This window comes from Micromonospora arborensis (genome assembly GCF_003205615.1).
GTDB classification, from domain to species: domain Bacteria; phylum Actinomycetota; class Actinomycetes; order Mycobacteriales; family Micromonosporaceae; genus Micromonospora; species Micromonospora arborensis.
In genome coordinates this window covers 66,360-85,538 of the sequence record NZ_PYBV01000005.1, presented here as the reverse complement: position 1 = coordinate 85,538, position 19,179 = coordinate 66,360, and the positions used below count along the sequence as shown (strand labels likewise).

The following is a 19,179-nucleotide window of genomic DNA, read 5'->3' as shown; positions in this document are numbered from 1 at the left end:
TAATGGCACGGCCCTCAAGCCGGGGAACTCTATTCCCGGGGCGGCAGGGCGGACCCTTCTGGGAGCGCGCGCTCACACCGACAGGGCTGTCAAGCAGCCGGCGGCACTGCTAGCGTTCGCCGCCATGTGGACCGAGGAGATCGTGGCCGGGCGCCCGGCATGGCGGCACATCCCGTCGGGGGTCGTGTTCCGGGCGGTTCCGGGCGGCACGTTCCGGATGGGACTGTCCGAGGCGGAGCTCGACGCGGTACGCGCCATCGAGCGCGGCGGTGAGGTCGAGGACACCATCGACCCGTTCCTCAACGGGGCCGGGGACGCCCAGCCGGTACGCGAGGTGCGGGTCGAGCCGTTCCTGATCGCCCGGCATCCGCTGACCGTGGCGCAGGTCCGACACTGGCTGCCCGAGTACGAGGACGACTACGCCGAGACGGACACCACCACGGCCCGGCTCGAAGGCGACCTGGACGACCTGCTCAAGCTGATGCCGTTCGAGCTGCCCAGCGAGGCGCAGTGGGAATACGCGGCCCGGGCCGGCACCACCACGCTGACCTTCCGCGGTGATGGGAAACCCGGCGAGGATCAGCTTCTCGACGACTTCGACGACGAAACGCGGACGATCGCCGGGGAGAACGCGTTCGGGCTGGCGGGGATGGGGTCGGCGAACGAGATCTGCGCGGACGTGTGGATCCCCGGCTTCGACGCGGCGCCGGCAGACGCGCGACCACGGACTGGTGACGGACCCCGGACCGTACGCGGCGGCGCCGCCGACCTGTACCCCTGGCAGGGCTGCGACGAGTGGCTGCTGCTGCTCTCCGCCACCCGGTACGGGCACGCCGACTTCACGGCAGTACGCCCAGTCGCACCACTGCCACCCCAGTAGGGATGCCTCCCTGAGACAACCCATTGGCTGGTTCAGGCTGGCGTTGTCCCGCCGCCGAGGGCAACTGTCACCTGTTCCGGCTTACCGTCATGGTCGAACGCCAGAGTCAGCGTGCGCGCCTCGTCCGGAGCGCCGGGTTCGAAGACCACGCTTTCCATGAACAGCCCCCCGCGTTGTTCTACGCTGCCGCCGCGGGACCGATACTGCGTTCCCGCATCGTCCCACCCGCGCCACCGCTTCATTCGGACCTGCGTGCGGTCCAGCGGATTTCGATCGGGGGCGTCGATGCCGGCATACGCCAGCCTCACCACGAACATCGTCGACCAGCGTTCCAGGCTGATCAGAGTGGCGGGCACCGCATCATTCATCGGTGTGCGACCGGCCAGCGAGATCACCTCCCGCAAGTCAGCAGGGTCAACAACCGGCTCCTGCCGCAGCGCGTGTTCACGACCGTGCCGTAGCACCAACTGTTGCCGGGCCTCGACCGACAGAGGCTCCCATTGAACGGGCGATACGGGCGATACGTGACCCTCGGCCGACAGGCGCGTCTCTATGCGGGTCAACCAGCCACGTCGCTCCAGCTCCTGATCCAGGCCAGCGAGGATGCGTTCCATCTCGTCCTGAGCCAGGGCGCCAGCGGCCACCAGCCCAATCGCCACTCCGCGGACTTCCGAAGGGTCCAACGTCAGGCGGCGCTCCTCCGGCGGCCGACCATGACCGGCCGCCAGTCGATCGGCAACGTACTTCTCCAGGTACGCGCGTCCCTCCATCCGCCCATCATCCACTCGCACCTCAGCCGACCCGCACCGGGCATCTGGCCCAGCCCTGGGGAGGACGGGGAACCACCACATCGGCCACGGCAGCCTCTCGGTCTCACCGGGCCGCCGGAACGGCTTGACACCGCCAGGTCCCACCGCGCCCCACTCCCCCGCCGTCGGGACTCCCGTCACGAGAACGACGGGCTCCCAGGTCACGGCCCCGCAGACGCCGAATCAGCCAACCGTGAGCCAAGTCGGGTTGGCCGCCAGGTGCGCGAATGCGAGCCAAAGCCGCAGACTCCGTAGTCGCGGTCAGAGCCTCCCCGGCAATCCTTTTCCGAGGAGGCTCTGACCACTGTTGGCGGATAGGTTTGGCTAACTCACAGGCGCGGGTCCTGCTGGACCTTGAGGGCGTTGAGGATCGGGTCCCCTTCGCCCTTCTCGCGGCTGAGCTCGATCTTCAGATCGCCACCGGCGTGCTCGACGGTGACCATGTTCATGTCCGCGGTCAGCCCACCGACCTTCGCCTGTACGTCGTGGTCGTAGAGCGCGACCTTCCCGTCGACCAGAACATCGAAAGCACGGTTGCCGGCCTTGACCTTCTCGATCTCCGCGAAGTCGAGGGCGATTCGATACTTCCCGGCGGGGGCGTTCTTGAACACGTAGCTGAACGTCTTGCCGGTCCGCTGGGTGCGGAACAGCGCGTCGTCCTCGGTGCCGGCGATGTCGGCCCTGGTGGTAGCCGCCTTGCCGCCGACGTAGCCCCACGGCCGCGAGCCGAGCTGCTGGTCGGGCGACCAGAAGAAGCCGTCGGTGCCGACGTATCCGGACCCGCCGACATCGACGCCCTTCCAGTAGGCCGAGGTCGCCAGGCGGACCGGCTTGAGCTGGGCTTCGCCCTTGCCGGCGTTCGAGGCCACGAGCACGTCACCGACGAGTATGCCGGGCTCGACGTTGGCGTTGTCGGCCGTCGCCGTGACCGTGGTGGACTCGCCGACCGCGAGCGTGACCGCACCGGTTGCGGCCGCGCCCGTGAGGGTCAGCCACGGAAGGTCGGCAGCCTCGTGCCCGCCGTCGCTGGTGCGTTTCTGCTCACTGATCCGCACCTCGAGTGGAGCGGAGCCCTTGTTGGTCACGGTCACGTCGGCCGTCGCCTTCTGGTCCTTGTCGAGGAGCCAGTCGAAGTCACCTCCGGTGACGGTGGCGATGCCCGTGGTCAACGCCGTGTCGACCACCTCGGCCTGATCCTTCTTGCCGATGGTCACGGGGTGGCTGGCGGTGACGTAGTTCGGCGACGAGATCTGCACGGTGTTCTCGCCGACGAGCGCCTGGGCCTTCCACCGGCCCTTCTCGTCGGCCGTGATGACCCGCTCACCGCTCGGCCCACTGAGCGTGACGATCGCGCCCGCGATCGGCTTGCTGTCGTTCGCGTCGGTGACCGTTCCCTCGATCGTGCCCGCGGCCGGGAGGGTGTATTCCAGCCCGAGGCCGGCCTTCAGGGTGGGCTGGTTGAAGGAGTACTGGCTCGCCGGGTTGCGGTTCAGGCTCTCCAGGCCCACCGTCGCCGACGCCCCTCGGGTGAGGGGGTTGTCGCCGCCGACGCCGTCGCCGTACCCGATCTGGATCCGTCCGTCCGCGATCAGGGTGACCGAGAAGCTCACGCGAGCCGTCCGGTCGTTGTAGAAGGCGACGTTGCGCCACTCGATGACCTGCGCCGCCAGCCCGTCGACCTGGGTCGTGCCGTAGTAGATGCCTGCCTCGTCGTCGACGATGAGATCGGCCCAGAGGGGATAGATCGCGTCGATCGGGTACCGCGACGGCAACTCCGTGTTGTTCCCCAGCGTGCTGGTGCGGTCGAAGACCAGCGAGCCGTTCGTCGTCACGCACACGCCGTCCCAGGCCGTGTCGTAGAACGGGAACAGGAAACTGGAGTCGAACCACAGCACGCCGCAGGAGTCATCGCCGTGCCACCCGGACTCCTCCGTGCCCTGGCGGTAGAACCCGTCGGCCACCTTCATCGAGTACGAGCGGCCGGCGGGCGCCACCGGCACGGGTCCCGGCGCCGGTTCCTCGGGCTGAGGCTCCGGTTCCGCCTCGTCCGCGCGCGGGTCGAGCGTCACCCGCAGCGCGGCGACGGTCGGGGCCTTCAGGCCCTTCGACCCCCGTAGCTCCACGGTCAGCGGACCGCCCTCGTGCTTCACCACAGCGGTACGCCAGTCGGCGACGTTCGGCCCCACAGCCGCGGCCGGGTCGTACGCGTAATCCGTCAGCGTTCCGTCCACGAGGACGTCGAACACCCGCTTGCCCTTGGCCACCTTCTCGATCTCGGCGAACCCGAAGTCGATCGCGTACGTGCCCTTGGGCGCGTCGGGGAACTTGTAGAACAGTCCCTTCTCCGCCGTGGTGCGCTGCGACTGGAACAGGGCGTCGTCCGTCGTGCCGGCGATCCCGGCGTTCGTGGCGGCGACCTTCGTCTTCCCCTCGTAGCCCCACGCCTTCTTGCCGGCGGGCTGGTCGGCCAACCAGGTGTAGCCGGAGCCGTCGGTGAACTTCGGGCCGCCGGCGTTGACGCCGACCTGGTACTTCGTGGTCGTGAGCGTCACCGGGACGTAGGTCTTGGACTGACGTCCCGAGTCGGACCTCACCACGATGTTCGCGCCGAGGACCCCTGGCTTGGCGCCCTTCGAGGAGATGGAGACCTTGACGGTCGTCGACTTACCCGGGGCGAGGGTGCCGCCGGTCGAGGAGAGCGACAGCCACGGCAGGTCGGTGAGCAGGTCGTCCTCGACGTCGACAAGCACGACGTCATCGGCGATCTGGTCCACGGCCCACAGCGCACCTGTCGAGTCGGTCTCGAGGCCACCGCCCTGGCCCACCTTCTTGCCGGGGAACCACCACGCGTTCACCAGTGAGCAGTCGTCGGGGTCGACCTGCAGCAGGCGGCTGGACCGGTCCGTGGTGAGGTCGGTGTACCAGATGGTGTCGGACGCCTGGTTGTAGGCCAGGCCGATCACCTCGGGCAGCGGCGGGGTGCAGAAGGACAGCAGCGCACCCGGGTTGTCGTGCGACGTCCCGGCGACAGTTCCGATCGAGCCGTTCGCCTGCCCGCCGACGTAGAACACGTCCTCCTTCGGGTTGTAGGCGAGTCCGGTCAGCGGCAGCGTGGACCAGTCACCCTTGACCTGCCGGGTCTCCTTCCCGGTCTTCCGGTCGAAGCAGTGGATGTAGCTGGCCGGGCTGTCCTCCATCTGGCACATGTCACCGGTCTTGGTGTCGAGCGCCATGTCGAACGCCCCGTACGTGGGGTTCCACGACGCGTCGAAGACCTTCCCGGTCGGCTTGCCCGTCACCGTGTAGGCGGTGTTGGTCCGCGCGTTGTAGTCGTGGACCCAGACGTCGCCGTCGTACCCGATGCCGGAGGGCTTCTTCTCCGCGATCGTGCCTGGGATGGCGATCCGGGCGAGGACGTCACCGCCGGAGGTCGCACCGACCTTGCCGGCCGCCTGCGCCTCCGCGGCCTTCGCCGTCGCCGCCTTGCCGTCGACGTTCGACGGCTTCATGCCGCTCGCACCGGCCTTCCACGCGGCGAGGTCGATCGTGCTGTCCGCACCCTTCCCGGTCCGCGTGGTGGCGCCGGCGGCGTCAAGGTCGGGGTGGCGCGCGGCCTCGCCCAGGTTGTACGTGAGTGGGGCGGAACCGTTGTTGGTAAGCGTCAGCGAGCCCACACCGTTCTGGTCGGTGCCCAACACGGCGTCGAGGCCGTCGGCCTTCAGGCCGGCGGCGCCCGTGGTCAGCCGCGCGTCGATCTTGGCGCTCGCGTAGAGCTTGTCGAGGGAGAAGGGGTATGCCGCGGTCGTGTAGTTCGGCACGTCGACCGTCATGGTGTAGTCGCCGAGCGGAAGCTGGCGATGCACGATGCCGGTCCCGTCGGTCGTGACGGTCTCGACGAGCCCATCCTTGTTCGTGAACGACACCTTGGCCCCGGCCACCGGCAGCCCGTCGTTCTGGTCGACGACTGTCGCGTCGAGGTACCCGAAGTCAGGCATGTCGTAGGTGACGATCATCCCGTCGCGCAGCACCGGGGCGCGGTCGGAGAACCGGATGCCGTCGACGCCGGCCCAGCCCTGAATGCCGCTGATGGCGAGGGAGCCGGCGGTCACCGGATCGTCGGTCCCGATGCCGTCGCCGTAGCCGAAGATCACGGTGCCGGAGCGGGTGAGCGTGGCCGAGAAGCTGACGGGCGCCGTTTCCTCTGACCGCTCCGGATAGGCCCAGAGTTTGGCGTTGCGGAACTCGACGACGAACGCGTCCTCGCCGTTGACCTTGGTGGCCGCCGTGAAGACTCCCCCGCCGGGGGCGAACTCGACGGGGGTCTGGACGAAGAACGGGAAGATGCCCGCACCGCCGCTGCCGGGTCCGGTGGTGGTGTCCGGGGAGATCACGCCGCGCCGGCTGACACCGAGGGTGTCGTGGCTGCCGTTGTAGAGCGCGATCGGGAACGGCAGCTTCAGCGTCGCCCACAAGCCGCTGGTGAAGGCGACCGGGTCGGTGCCGCGCAGGTATTCGCCTTCGGAGACGGCGCAGCTGTAGCCGCCCTTGTCGACGACGAGCCCGACGGGGATCTCGGGCGACTCGTTCTGCGCGCCGACGGTCAGCGGGAGGCTCGTGGGCGAGAAGCAGGAGTTGGGCTTCACGTCCAGCGTGTACCCGCCCTCGGGGACAGCGCTGAACGTGAACGCGCCGTTGGCGTCGGTGCGTACCGGCTTCAGCGGCGTGTCCTTGACGGAGACGTCGGCGTTCGGGACAGGCTTTTTCTTGTCGTCGACGACTCTGCCGCTGATGTCGTGCTTCGCGGCGGCCGTGAGCGGCAGCTTGACCGAGGTGTCCTGGCCGAGGGTGATCGTGACGTTGGCGGTCGCGGTCAGGTAGCCGAAGATCTTGGTGCTGAGCTGGTAGTCGCCGACCGGGAGGTTCGTGGTGAACCGGCCGTCCTTGTCGGTGCCGATCGACCGGCTGAACGGTCCGCTGATCGTCACCTCGGCGGCGGGGACCGGTGCGCCGTTGGCGGTGACGACACCGGTGAGGGTGCCACCCTTGCGGGGCGCGAGCTCGAGCAGGCGAACGAGGTCGAGCCGGCCTTCGCCGTACTTGTTGTTGAAGTCGGCGGTGCCACCGCACTCGGTGTCGTCGACGTCGACGGCCGACTCGCCGAGCAGGCGGCGGGTCTCCTCGACCTGCCCGATGAGGGTCGGGTCGTAGCTCCACAGCGCCGCGACGGCGCCGGCGACGTGGGGGGCCGCCATCGAGGTGCCGGACATCTCGACATAGCTGTTGTTCGGGTAGGACGAACGGACAGCGTCACCGGGAGCCGAGATCTCGGGCTTGATCCGGTCACCTTCGCCCTCGCCCTTGCGGGAGAACAACGCGAGCGTGCCGTCCGACGCGTAGGCGCCGACGGAGTAGGCACTCTCGGCCGAGCCGGGCGAGGAGACGGTGTCGCAGGCCGCGTACGGCGTGGTGTTGCCCGAGGACCAGACGCTGAAGATGCCCGCGGCGCTCCAGGCTTCGTCGATGGCCCGGAAGAAGTCGTCGAACGCGTGCTCTTCGGTCTGGCCCCACGAGTTGTTGATGACGTGGGGGCGCTTGGACGGGTCGGCGTTGTCCCCGTGCAGGTCGGTCGGGGCGAGCAGCCACCAGCCGGAGTTGAGCAAGGAGTCGACACCGCTGCTGTCGCAGCAGCCGTTTGTCGCGATCCACTGCGCGTCCGGGGCGACGCCGACGTGGTTGGTGCCGTCGTCGCCGACCATGGTGCCCATGGTGTGCGTGCCGTGTCCGTTGTCGTCGCACGGAGCGTCCGCGCACGTGCCCCGGGTGGCCATCCAGTTGTAGTTGTGGTCGACGGTGCCGTCGGGCTTCGTGCCGCGGTACTGGTTCATCAGGGCGGGGTGGTCGAACTGGACGCCCGAGTCGAGGTTGGACACGGTGATGCCCGCACCGGTGGCGCCCATGGCCCAGGCCTCGGGGGCGTGGATGGCGTCCAGACCCCACGTGGAGGTGCCGGCCTCGGCGGTGGTCTTCGGGGCGGCGGGGCGGGCAGCCTGGTCAGCTGGGGTCTTCTCGTCGACGGGCTTGACCAGCGCGACCTGCGGCGTCGCGTGGATCTCGGCGACCTGCGTCTTCGAGGCCACGTTGAGGGCGAGCTTTTCGTTGCCCCCCTTGACGAGCACGGTGTTGGCGATCGGGTAGGAGGTGTACTTGACACCTGCCCGGTCAAGTTCGCTGGAGACCGACGCCAGAGACTTCTTCGCCGCTGCGCTCATCGCGTCGTAGACGAACTGACCGCGAGCGGCCCAGTCGGTGATCTTCTTCGCCGGCTCGAGGTCGGCCTTCGTGTCGAACGTGATGTAGAAGTCGGACGCCGGAGACGTGCGGAAGCGGTCCTTCAGGTTCGAGGCGATCTTGTTGGCGGCGGCGCCTGGATCCGGCTCAGCGGCGGACGCCGGTGGCGCCTGGATCATGCTCAGGCCGACCGCTATGGCCAGCGAAGCCGCGAGGGCTTTGAGTTTCATGTGAGTCCTTCGACCTACAGGGGTTGGTAGGGGTCGTGGTTCTTCTGGTCGTCGGCACCGTCGCCACCGTCGGCGTCGCGGGCGTCGGGGGCGCTGACACGCGGCTCGCGGGGCAGCTCGGGTGGTGGCGGGTGCTCGATGGCGGCGTCGTCACGCGCGACGTGTGACTCAGGCACGCATTGCCCCAGGGGTATGGATCATGAAGTCATGCTCGGGGGGACGAGTGGCCGTCGCTATCCAGCGGATACGTCAATTTTCACGACGGGTCGTCGAGGGGGTCCTCTTCTGCGAACACTCCGGCCTCTACCGCCTTGACCGCGAGTGCGGTCCGGGAGGTCACCTTCAACTTGCGCATCGCCGCGCGCAGCTGTTGATCCACCGTGGCCGGAGACTTCGCCAGGATCCGGCTGATCTCCCGGTTGGTCTTGCCCGCGACAACCAGTTGGACCACGTCGAGCTCGCGCGGTGAGAGCTGGTCGCCGTACCCTCGTCGGCCGCCGCGCCACAGCCGCGGAACCTCGGCGCCGTGTTCGCGAAGCCGCTGTGCGACACGGTCCGCGTCGCCGCGGGCGCCGAGCCTGAACAGTTGCTCGTACTGCGCGGCCAGCAGCTCTCGGCCCTGTTCGATCTGGCCGTGCGCGAGGAGCGCCTCGGCTTGACGCTCGCGGGCGAGCATGGCGTCGTAGGGGCGTGGCAACGCGCTCCAGGCGCGGGCCGCCCGATCGTATGCCGTCGCCGCGCGGGCGTGGTCTCCGGCCGCGGCGAGCAGCAGCGCACGGCATACGGCGAGCGCGGCGCGGGGCGCTGGTGCCGTACGGCCACGCAGTCCTCTGGCGAGTTGGTCGCCCACGCGTGTCGCGGTCTTCAGATCGCCCGCAGCGAGGTGCGCCTCGATCCGGGCGGGGACGAGGTCCGTCGCCCAGATCCAGATGCCTTTCCTCCGGACGGTGTCCATCGGCTCGTTCGTGATCTGCAGCGCCCGGGCGCTGTTTCCGTCCGTCAGCCACAGTCTGGCCAGCGCGGCAGCGGCCTCCATCGTGTCGTCAGCCGCGCCCAGCCGGGCGGACTCCTCGAGGACCAGGCGGAACTGCTCCTCCGCGGCACGCCGCCGTCCGGCTGCGGCGGCCAGCCGGGCCGCGAGCCGGATGCTGCCGAGGTAGTGCGCCGGCCGGTCCCGGTCGGCGTCGGCGAGTGCCGCGCTCTGTTCCGCGAGACCCTCCCACCGGCCGGTGAGCCACGCCAGGTTGGCCTGTTCGAGTCGGACGTTGTGCTGCAACCGGGACGCCTGCTCGGTCTCGGCAAGGTGCATGGCCACGGCGAGGTGTTTGTCCGCGTCGGCGTACCGGCCCCAGATCAGCGCGCCGGTCCCGACGTTCGCGTGGATGCGGGCCACGTCGAGACGCTCCGCCGAGGTCGCGCCGTCGATGGGCAGGCCGGCGACGACATCCCAGGCCTCCTCCTCGCCGAGCATGAGCATCGCCGCAGCTCGGTTACCGGCCAGGTTCAGCCGCTCGGCGGGAGAGTCGAATTCGGTGGTGAGTTCAGCGGCGCGATCCAGCCAACGCCGGTGGGTCGACGCCGGCCACGGTCCCGCGTAGGCCCATCCGAGGTAGGTCATCGCCCGGGCCGCCTCGATCGGGTCATGGTCGAGGTTGGCCACCGCCAGCTCGAGCTCGTCGAGTGCGGCCTGCGCCTCACCCGCGGTGATCAGGAGCCGACCCAGGGGGTTGCGGATCTCGGCCTGCTGGCGGGCGGAGAGACCGGGGGTCTCCAGCACCGAGCGCAGGGTACGGATCACCCGGTGGTGGACCTGATCGACGGGTTCGCGACGGCCCAGTGCGGCTACTCCGGCGATGCGCGCTGTTCGTGCCCGGTCCTCCGGCGGCAGCACGGCCCACGACAACAGATCGACAAGCATGTCGACCGCCTTGGTGTGGTCACCCGATGCCATGGCCAGCTCGGCACCCTGCTCGGCGTATCGCGCCCAGGAACGCGTCTCGCCCGCCTCACGGAAGTGGTGGGCAAGGCGTGCGACGGGCGGCGGTTGGATGATCTCCAAGGCGCGGCCGGCCAGCAGGTGGAAGTGTCTGCGGTCGGTCAACGGGATAGCTTCGTAGACAGCCGTGGCGGCCAGCACATGCCGGAATCGCCACTGGCCGCGGTCGTCGGCGTCCAGGACGCCGGCGTCGGCCGCTTCCGAGATGGCCTCTCGACACGTCTCGGGTGACAGTCCGGCGGTCACCGCGATCGTGGCCATCGACGACCGCTCAGCCAACGTGGCCGCGGCTCGCAACACCTGCTGTGCCGGCGGCGACAGACGTCCCACCCGCTCCCGGGTGGAGTCGCGCACCGTTGGCGGCACCCGTAGCTCGCGCAGCTTCAGCCGGACCCACTGCCCGTCGCGGAAGACGAGGTCGGCGCGGTCGCACATGAGGCGAACCGACTCCTCCAGCGCCAGCGGAACGCCACCGGTCCGCTCGTGCAGGAACGTCGCGAACTCCTGCGAGATCGGGTTGCCGTCCAACATCGAGGACACCAGCGCTGCCGTGTCGTCGGGTCGCATCGGCGCCAGGGCGATCCTCAGCTGGGTCACGCCGGCGGGCAACCGGGACGTCAGCCGCAGCAACAGCGACCCGTCGTCCACCTCCTCCGGCCGATAGGAGATCACGAGGCTTGGCCCGTCCGCCTGCTGCCGGGAGGTGACGAACAGCAGGAACTCCAAGGTCATTTCATCGGCCCAGTGGGCGTCCTCGAGCACGAGGACGTCGACACGCAGAGCCCGCAGCAGCTCGTCCAGGGCACGGAACAGGCGATGCCGTGCGGCCTTCGCATCGTCCAAGGGCTGCAGTGCGGGCGGCAGGTCCGCGGACCATTCGGGGAACAGGGGCCGTAACGCACCCGCGAGCGCGGTGAGCGGCAATCGCGACACCGGGCGGTCGATCCCACCGAACGCGTCGACGATCGGCCCCAGGGTCAGCGACTCGCGAAGCGGTGGACACACCGAGACCAACGCGGTGCGCTGCTCCGGCCCCGCCAACCACTCTCGCAGCAGTCGGCTCTTCCCGATGCCCGCCTCGCCCTCCACGAGCACGATCGCCGGTGGCCGGGTCAGGGCACCCCGGAGCGCCGCCATCTCCCGATCGCGACCCACGAAATGCGGCGTAGAGACCGACGGTGCGGTCCCGTCGTCCTCCGGCGAGGGGTCGAGCATGCGTGATGATCTCTCTTTTCGCTGCTCGGGCGCAAGTACTGGCGGCGACACCGTCGCGGTCTGCGCGCTGGCCTGACGCGGCTGCGCAGGTGACATCGGGCGTAGCGTTCGGTTGGCGGGTCGGCTGGGCAGCGGTCCACGCACAACGGCACCACGCCCACCTCGGATGTCGCCTATCGGTGCGGCAGAGCCGACGCGCCCACCGCTACGCCCCCACTCGGGAAGACATGCGACTACCGAAGTCCTTCCCGCCCGAGGGCGTCAGCAATTCTGCCGCAGCAGATCGTGGGCCCCTTTTCTCGCCGCCGCAGCCCTGCTCGTGGGCTTGACAAGCCGCATCGCGGCGAAAGCCTCCGGAACTCGCCTGCCTATTCCGGCCAGCGCCGCCGGCATCAGCTATCTGATAGCCCTGGCCGTCGTGATGATCGGGTCCTTGATCGTTGCATGGACCGTGGTGCGTCCTGACGGTCCAAGCTGGCTCGCCTGGATTCTTGCCGCTCTCGTGTTCGTGGTCACCCTCAGCGGGACATGGGTGGCGAAGACTAGGCGTGCGGCACAGAGCTGAGGGGAACGCCAGGGGCAGGCTCTGCGGATCGTCCGGGGCAGCGCGGCATCCGACCGGATGCCATAGTGCCGCCATGAAGGCAGACCTACAGAGCTACCTGAAGGGCGGCCGCGACGCGCTGCTGTGGAAGCTCGACGGGCTCAGCGAATACGATATCCGGCGTCCGTTGACCCGGACCGCGACCAACCTGCTCGGTCTGGTGAAGCACTCGGCGGCCATGGAGATCCTCTACTTTGGCGTCGTGTTCGGCCGGCCGTTCGGGCAGGAGCTGCCGTACGTCGGTGACGGGGCGGAGACCAATGCCGACATGTGGGCTACCGCGGATGAGACCCGCGAGGAGATCGTCGCGCTGTACCGTCGCGCGAACGCCCACGCCGACACCACCATTGAAGCCCTTGCCCTGGATGCGGCCGGCCACGTGCCGTGGTGGGGCGATGCGAGGGTCACGTTGCACCACGTCCTGGTCCACGTCGTCGCGGAAACACAACGGCACGCCGGCCACGCTGACATCGTGCGTGAACTCGTCGACGGCGCGGCCGGGCTGCTGCCCAGGAACGACAACCTGCCCCCCGCGGACGAGTCCTGGTGGCTGGACCACCGCCAGCGAGTGGAGCAGGCCGCCCTCGACGCCAACAAACGCAGCCACTAGGTTTCTGGCGATCACGAAAGCCAGCTGAAAGCTGAGGACCGGACTGGACCGGTGCATCCGGGACGACCGGTCCGCTCACCCGGTGTCGAACTGCGCGAGTGGGCGGCAGCCAGGCCACCCTGCGCGACCCACACGGTGGCTCCGGCCGGAGGGAATGAAGAGCGCGACGCCGCTGGCGAGCGCCAGGACGCATCCGGTGTTCCACCGGGGAGCCAACGCTGATTGGTAACTTGAGCCGATGAGAATGCGGCCACCACTTCCACTGGCCGCATGGCTGCTGGCTGTGGTGGCCGCACTGAGCGCCTGCGGCTCCGCAGCCGAGCCCGGCAGCGACTCGTCAGGCGTCCGAGCGCCGACCGGACCGACACGGCCGGAAGCGCTGCCGACCCGGAGCGACCTAATCGACGCGCAGGTTGTTCAGTGGCGCGATTGGCGCAGTGTCGACGATCGCACCCTCGAGGTCACCGTGACGGCCGGACCCGCCGACTGTTACGGCGCCGAGCCGGAAGTGACAGAGAGTGAAACGGCGGTGCGCCTCCGGATCCGCGTCGGACTGCTACCCGAGGCGGCCGGCAAGGAGTGCCCAGCAATCGCCAAGGAGTCGGTGGTCCCGGTGCGACTCACCTCCGCCCTGGGCAACCGCAAGGTCGAACCTCTGAGCTGACGCCAGCTCGGCAGGCGACCAGCCGTCGCCTGCCGCAGAGCCAGACGTACACCATTGTCGGTGCCATCCAACCGCTCTCCGGCGCCGCACGGCTCGACGAGTTTCAACTCCGCCTTCGGGCGGCGTTAGCCTCGCCCGATGCGATACCTGAGCGAATCGTTCGCGGTCGGCGCGTTGCGACGGTCGGCCTCGATCGAACAGTTCCTTGGCCCGGCCTTTCACGCCGAGCGTCGAGGCGTCCGCTGGGTCGCCATCGAGCCTCGGCGCAACGGCCGGTACGCGGTGATGGTCTACCTAAACTGGGACATCGGCGGTGAACACTTCGGCGATCTGCTGGAGTTCCCGCCGCTGGATCCTGATGCCGACGGCGACGGTGAACTTCTCGCCGAGGTCGGCGATGCTGTCGAAGCCCTCGTCACCGCCGAACGGTCACTAAACGCCGTACGCGAGCGTTGGACGAACGTCGGCGTCGCCGCCGAGGACTACTTCGACTACGTACGGTCCGGTCGGCTGCCCGATCCGCTCACCAAGGACGCCGCGACCAATGTAGTACGCACTCTACTGAGCACCGGTGGCGGCGATGAACGAACCGTCACCTGGTGGCTGGACGGCCTCAGGCACCGGACGGGTTGTCTGCACATCAGTGACATGATCTTCTGGCCCGCCGGCCGCTCCCGGACAGCCGAGGAAATCATCGACCACGTCTGGTCCTGCGAGCCGATCAGCCTGTAGCGACCCGCACGACGAGCGTGATACCGACGACGCCGTGACGGGATCGTCGCGGTAATGGCGATGCGGCGGGGCCTGCTGGTGCCGCACACTCGCTCGCATGGTCATGTCAACGAGCAGCGTCGCCGAGCTGATCGGCGAGATGCGTTCGGTCGCCCGGGTGAAGTTCCTGTTCTTCTGGGGCCACCAGCCGCAGCGCGACGGCGGCATCGGGGCCGGTTGCTTGAGTCAGTGGTGGCCGGCACCGTTCACCATTGACGGGCTGCGCTTCGCCACGGCCGAGCACTACATGATGTGGCGCAAGGCCACCCTGTTCGGCGACCAAGCGACCGCCGCCCAGATTCTGGCGGTGGCGCACCCCCACGCGGCAAAGACCCTCGGCCGGCAGGTCACCAACTTCGACCAACAGACATGGGAGCAGCACCGCTACGACATCGTGGTGGCCGGCAACGCGGAGAAGTTCGGCCAGCACCCCGCGCTGCGCGCCTACCTGCTCGGCACCGGTGGGCGGGTGCTCGTGGAGGCCAGTCCACTCGACCAGATCTGGGGCATCGGCCTGGCCGCCGACCACCCGCACGCCACCGACCCCACACGATGGCCAGGGCTGAACCTGCTCGGCTTCGCACTTATGCAAACCCGCGCGCTCCTGCGCGAGCAGGAACCAACCGATGGGTGAACCGCTCGGAACTCATCGCCGCTGAGTACGCCCGGCGCAGCGTCGATGTCGAGCGGGTGCCCTCGTACGCGGCGGAGTGGCGCAGCGCCGGGCAGGACGGGCCGGCGCTACGGGACCGGGCCGGACTGAGCAGCACCGACACCCGGCTCAACGGCGATGGGATCGACGAGCGAATCGATGGACCTACGGGCCGCTCGGTGATGCGGTTGGCCGTGCGTAGTCGAGACAAGGCAGCCGGTCAGGCTCAGACAGGGAATCAAGCAGTGCTGGCAGGGCGTCAAATACGAGGGGAAGGCCGCCCAACTCGCTGATCCCGACCCAGGCGATGTCGTCATGCTCCTCAGGTGCACGGTTGGTGGGAATGCCGACCCACTCTGTGATGTGCCAGACGCCCACGTGGACGGCGTCCTCGCCACTGCCGGCATGGAGGTCACCCAACCGTGACGTCGACTCCGCCACGATGTGCACCCCTAGCTCCTCGTGCATCTCACGCGCGAGGGCCTGTAGTTCCGACTCACCCGCTTCGACGTGCCCCCCGGGCAGATCCCAGAGATCCGGGTATGCCCGGCGGGTCGGGCTGCGGTGTACCAGCAGGACCGCGCCGTTCTCCACGAGTGCGCCGCAGACGACCAGGTGCATGCCGGGATTAGAGCACAGGGGTAGGACAAGGAGCCGGGCTCATCTGCCGCCATACATTCGGCGTCAGCGGACGATGACCAGGTTGGCCATGTCGACGACCGGCCGGTAGCCGAGGGCGGCGTAGATCTTGTTCGAGGTCGGGTTGGCTTGGTCGGTGAACAGGCAAACCCGCGCACCCTCGGCCTGGATTCGGCGGGAAACCTCGGCGACCGCGTTGCTGGCCCAACCACGCCCGCGCTGGGCCGGCGGCGTGTAGACCGGACCCACGCGGGCCACCCCGAAGGACGGTGGGTTGGCACCGGTGAGGTGCACCGGCTCCCCAGCCTCGTCGACCCAGAACCACAGCCGTCCGGCTTGGAGCCGGCGCAGCAGCTCCGCGCGGTCGGGCAATTCGTGCTCACTGGTACCGCGTGGACGACCCGCCTGTTCGTCGGCGTCGCCCACGAACGCGGCGACCCACTCCGTGACCAGCCCCAGGTCGTCCTGGGTCGCGGCCACCAAGCGGCCGGGCACAGGCGGCGGCCACGCCAGCTCGCCGAGCTCGTGCAGCCGCGTGTGCTGGATGACCTGGACCTGCCCCCCGCCGAGCCGGGTCAGCTCGGTGGCGGACAGCTCAACCGCAGGCAGGGCCCCGTTGATCGCGAGTACCTCCTCCCCGCGCTCGTGCAACGCGTGGGCGAGTGCGACGGCCGCCTCGTCGGGCATGGGCAGCAGGAACGGCGGGTAGGGGGCGTACGGCGCGGTGCGCATCCCGGCGCCGACCACGGCGCCGGAATCGTCGCTGACCACCAGCCACCAGTTGCGGTCGGGCTGCGAGATCCCCTCGGCCCGCTCGGACAACGCCCGGTGCGCGACGGTGGTCACAACCGTGCTGACGACCGGATCGGCGGCCAGGTAGTCACCCGCTGCGGACAGGAACTCGCCCGGATCGGCGAAGAATTGCAGCCGCAGTCCAGCTATCGAAAGAGTGCTCATCTACGTACGCTATCCACCGCTGTGCCACACCGACACGTGAATTTGCACGGCCGAGACCTGCAGGCGCTGAGCCAGCTGGCGTCTCCGTTCGCACGGACGTCACACACCGCAGCTATCGTCTGCAAGGGACCCGTTCGCGGAGGCGAGGAGAAGGCATGAGCGACTGGAACGACAAGATCATCGTTGAGTTTCGCGCCAACGGTGGGCAGGTCGGCGGTCAGTTCGCTGGCGCGCCGCTGCTGCTGTTGCACACGGTCGGCGCCAAGAGCGGCCAGCCCCGCGTGCACCCGATGATGTACCAGAAGGTAGACGGCGGCTACGCCGTGTTCGCGTCCAAGGGCGGTGCGCCCACCAATCCCGACTGGTACTACAACCTGCTCGCACACCCGCAGGCCGAAGCGGAGATCGGTACGGACAAGGTGGAGTTGGTCGCCAGAGTCGCCGCCGGGAACGAGCGGGAACGGATCTGGAGCGCGCAGAAGGCCGCCTATCCAGGCTTCGCCGACTACGAGCGGAAGACCACCCGCCAGATCCCAGTCGTCGTACTGGAACCTGCGCCGTAGGCCGAGGCGGTACAACCCCGGTACCCACCCTGTGCGGGCTGCGCCGCCGCCCCCTGGTCTGGCCTGGTCAGGTCCAGGCGTGGTCGAGGGCCAGGGCCAGCCGCCTTGCCCACTGCTCGGCGGTGCCGGTAATTCCGGGGTACTCGTCGGTGAAGTTGAACCAGTCGACCTCCCAGGACAGCACGGTCTCGGCGCTGAAGGTATCGGCTTCGGCGCCGAGTTCCGGTCGCATGAGCTGGCGGACGAGGGACTGGTCAACGGCGGTGTGTTCGGCGAGCAAAACCGCGTCGTAGAGGTCCTTGCCCTGCGGGTACCTGTCGGTGGCCAGCCATAGCAGCTTCCAGGCCAACGCCAGCGGGGCGGGCGCGGCCAGTACCGGTTTGTCGACGTCGGGCAGGATCAGCACCTCTGGTGGAAGAGGAAGTCGTTCGCCGAAGACGACATCGATCTGTACGTGGCCGTCCGGTGCCTCCCGGGTGCTGAACGGGATGAGCAGGCGGCGTCCGTCAGCGCGTTCGTACGTCCAGATGGCGGATTCGGCGATCCGGTCTGGTTGCAGGCCGGCGCCCGTCGCGGTTCCGATGGCGGTCTTGATGTCATCGAGCAGCGTGCGGGCGTCGGTGCTGTCGCTGGTCATGGTGTGCGGAGTGACGACGAAGTCGAGGTCACCCGGCTCGCGGGCGGCTTCGCCGACCCAGGCCGCCATGGTGACGCTGCCGCGCAGCACCAGATGCTGACCCCCGGTCGTTGCGGCAATGGCCGCCAGGACCTGATTCATGGCGGCGCGTCGGGCGTTGGTCCACAGTTGGCCGGTGGCCGGCACGAGGAAGTCGGGCTCGCCGGCGCGGTAGGCGTTCGGGTACTGCTTCAGGGCTGGGTCGAACGCCGACCGCTGGCGCACCGTCGGGCCGGCCGGTAGTGGGTGAAAGGTCGGCGGGTAGCCCGCCAGGGATTCGGCCGGCGCGGACCTGATTCTGTTCTCGCGCGCCCGTGCATGGCTGCTCGCGCCAGTCGTGGGCGAGTCCAGCCAGCCGCGGTCGTGGTCGAGGTTGCTGTCGAGGACGACGTACTCCTGCTCCACCGTTGTCGGCTCGTGGCCCGCGGCGCGGAGGGTCTCGACGAGGTCGTCCAGCCGCTGCCTGGCCGTGGCGAGCCCGACACCGTGACAGCGCTGGTTGACGAACCGCTCCTGCGCACCGTCGGCAAACTCCCGGCGGGCGTTGCGGGACAGCCGCGCCCCGTGCGGCGCGACCAGATCGGTGAGAGCCACCAAATCCGCCACCGCCGTACTCGGTAGCAGCAGTTTGACGTGATGCTCGAAGTACCGGCCATCCGGCTCGGCTGCCGCCTGCTCATCCGACTGCGGTACGCCCGTACACCACGGCGCCGCCTCGATCTTTGCACGGCACGGGTAGATCCCCGCCTCGCGCAGTTCGCGTCGCCAACGCCGCACCGCATCCTGCTGCTCGGTCAGCGCGCCGCGCCCAGTCAGGGTGAGCATCGGTTGCGAGACGGACGCGCCACGGTCGAGCAGGATATGGACGAACTTCACGCCATGGTCGCTGGCGAACGCCTGCAGCTTCTCGGCCTGAGAAGCGTGAGCCGTAATGTGGATCTCGAAGTCCCCCGATACCTCAAGCACCGGCCGAGTTTATGGCACGGACCGGGTGGTCGCCCGGGGATGCAGCCGCCCGGCGATCATCTGTATCCCGACGTAGAGGAACGGGAGCAGGAGCAGCAGATCCGCGGCATGCGCTACCAGCACCTCACGCGGGATGCGGCTCAGCGGGAAAACCACGGCCCCCAGGCAGATCAGCCCGCCGATCGCGACCGGCACGGCCCGGATCCGGGCCAGCACCAGGCCGAGGAAGAAGAGGCTGGTCGGGAAGAGCGGGCCGGCGATCCAGAAGAGCAGCGACGCGGCCACCGGGTACGGCTCGAGCAGCCGTACCGCGTCGCCGTGCGAGACGCCGAACAACTCCTCGTGCATGCCCTGCATCCCGAACGCCACCCCGCCGAGCACCCCGTAGCAGGCCAACGGCAGGGCGATGGCGGCGTACCGGGGTGTCCGCGGCTCGATCGCCCGGAACACCCCGACCAGGCCGACCAGCCAGGCCAGGGAGGAGAGCACGTTGAACACCGCGGCGTCGACTCCCTGCACGCCGTCGTCCTGCCAGTAGAACGTGCCGACGACACTCAACGCCGGGCCGAGCAGCAGTCCGACCCCCGCGCTCCGCCGGTACGACCTGGGCAGTTCCTGCGCTTCTTGCGAGTAGGTAGTCATGTCGAAGACGCTATGGT

Annotated in this window: 15 protein-coding genes; 7 read left to right on the top strand and 8 right to left on the bottom strand. The window is 68.9% G+C overall.

Annotated elements, in window-relative coordinates; translation table 11 throughout:
* The first annotated feature begins 124 nt into the window (after window positions 1–124).
* Window positions 125–880 (top strand): formylglycine-generating enzyme family protein, encoded by a 756-nt coding sequence (locus C7C45_RS03445; protein WP_110562174.1) that lies wholly within the window; start codon window positions 125–127, stop codon window positions 878–880.
* 32 nt (window positions 881–912) lie between these two features.
* Here the strand turns inward: C7C45_RS03445 and C7C45_RS03440 are convergent, their stop codons facing one another.
* From C7C45_RS03440 to C7C45_RS03430, 4 genes are all read right to left on the bottom strand, one after another.
* Window positions 913–1,650: a hypothetical protein gene (locus C7C45_RS03440; RefSeq protein WP_146247253.1), complete on the bottom strand. Its 738-nt coding sequence runs from the start codon at window positions 1,648–1,650 to the stop codon at window positions 913–915.
* Window positions 1,651–2,018: 368 nt separating this feature from the next.
* Window positions 2,019–8,207: a S8 family serine peptidase gene (locus C7C45_RS03435; protein WP_110562172.1), complete on the bottom strand. Its 6,189-nt coding sequence runs from the start codon at window positions 8,205–8,207 to the stop codon at window positions 2,019–2,021.
* A 14-nt stretch (window positions 8,208–8,221) separates the two neighbouring features.
* Entirely contained in the window at window positions 8,222–8,383 is a 162-nt protein-coding gene (locus C7C45_RS33885; RefSeq protein ID WP_167454633.1) for a hypothetical protein, read from the bottom strand.
* A gap of 80 nt (window positions 8,384–8,463) precedes the next feature.
* Window positions 8,464–11,358 (bottom strand): helix-turn-helix transcriptional regulator, encoded by a 2,895-nt coding sequence (locus tag C7C45_RS03430; RefSeq protein WP_244200225.1) that lies wholly within the window; start codon window positions 11,356–11,358, stop codon window positions 8,464–8,466.
* A 385-nt stretch (window positions 11,359–11,743) separates the two neighbouring features.
* Here C7C45_RS03430 and C7C45_RS33880 point away from each other — a divergent pair, with 385 nt between their 5' ends.
* The 5 genes from C7C45_RS33880 to C7C45_RS03410 all read left to right on the top strand — a co-directional run bounded on the left by C7C45_RS33880 (window position 11,744) and on the right by C7C45_RS03410 (window position 14,701).
* Window positions 11,744–11,983 (top strand): hypothetical protein, encoded by a 240-nt coding sequence (locus tag C7C45_RS33880; RefSeq protein ID WP_167454632.1) that lies wholly within the window; start codon window positions 11,744–11,746, stop codon window positions 11,981–11,983.
* 73 nt (window positions 11,984–12,056) lie between these two features.
* Entirely contained in the window at window positions 12,057–12,632 is a 576-nt protein-coding gene (locus C7C45_RS03425; protein ID WP_110562170.1) for a DinB family protein, read from the top strand.
* A 508-nt stretch (window positions 12,633–13,140) separates the two neighbouring features.
* Window positions 13,141–13,296 (top strand): hypothetical protein, encoded by a 156-nt coding sequence (locus C7C45_RS34745; protein ID WP_244200224.1) that lies wholly within the window; start codon window positions 13,141–13,143, stop codon window positions 13,294–13,296.
* A gap of 138 nt (window positions 13,297–13,434) precedes the next feature.
* On the top strand, window positions 13,435–14,028 hold the full coding sequence (locus C7C45_RS03415; protein ID WP_110562169.1) for a hypothetical protein: 594 nt from the start codon (window positions 13,435–13,437) through the stop codon (window positions 14,026–14,028).
* Window positions 14,029–14,125: 97 nt separating this feature from the next.
* Window positions 14,126–14,701, top strand: a complete 576-nt coding sequence (locus C7C45_RS03410) for an NADAR family protein (RefSeq protein WP_110562168.1) — start codon at window positions 14,126–14,128, stop codon at window positions 14,699–14,701.
* Window positions 14,702–14,884: 183 nt separating this feature from the next.
* Here C7C45_RS03410 and C7C45_RS03405 read toward each other — a convergent pair whose 3' ends face one another.
* Both C7C45_RS03405 and C7C45_RS03400 read right to left on the bottom strand, forming a co-directional pair.
* On the bottom strand, window positions 14,885–15,340 hold the full coding sequence (locus C7C45_RS03405) for an NUDIX domain-containing protein (protein WP_110562167.1): 456 nt from the start codon (window positions 15,338–15,340) through the stop codon (window positions 14,885–14,887).
* Between the two features lie 63 nt (window positions 15,341–15,403).
* Window positions 15,404–16,315 carry a GNAT family N-acetyltransferase gene (locus tag C7C45_RS03400; protein WP_110562166.1) on the bottom strand — a complete coding sequence of 304 codons (912 nt, stop codon included), beginning with the start codon at window positions 16,313–16,315 and terminating at the stop codon, window positions 15,404–15,406.
* A gap of 155 nt (window positions 16,316–16,470) precedes the next feature.
* Here C7C45_RS03400 and C7C45_RS03395 point away from each other — a divergent pair, with 155 nt between their 5' ends.
* Window positions 16,471–16,878, top strand: a complete 408-nt coding sequence (locus C7C45_RS03395; RefSeq protein ID WP_110562165.1) for a nitroreductase family deazaflavin-dependent oxidoreductase — start codon at window positions 16,471–16,473, stop codon at window positions 16,876–16,878.
* 67 nt (window positions 16,879–16,945) lie between these two features.
* Here the strand turns inward: C7C45_RS03395 and C7C45_RS03390 are convergent, their stop codons facing one another.
* Window positions 16,946–18,520: a nucleotidyl transferase AbiEii/AbiGii toxin family protein gene (locus C7C45_RS03390; protein WP_110562164.1), complete on the bottom strand. Its 1,575-nt coding sequence runs from the start codon at window positions 18,518–18,520 to the stop codon at window positions 16,946–16,948.
* Between the two features lie 9 nt (window positions 18,521–18,529).
* Complete coding sequence (locus C7C45_RS03385) at window positions 18,530–19,162, bottom strand: hypothetical protein (RefSeq protein WP_110562163.1); 633 nt, start codon at window positions 19,160–19,162, stop codon at window positions 18,530–18,532.
* Window positions 19,163–19,179: the final 17 nt, after the last annotated feature.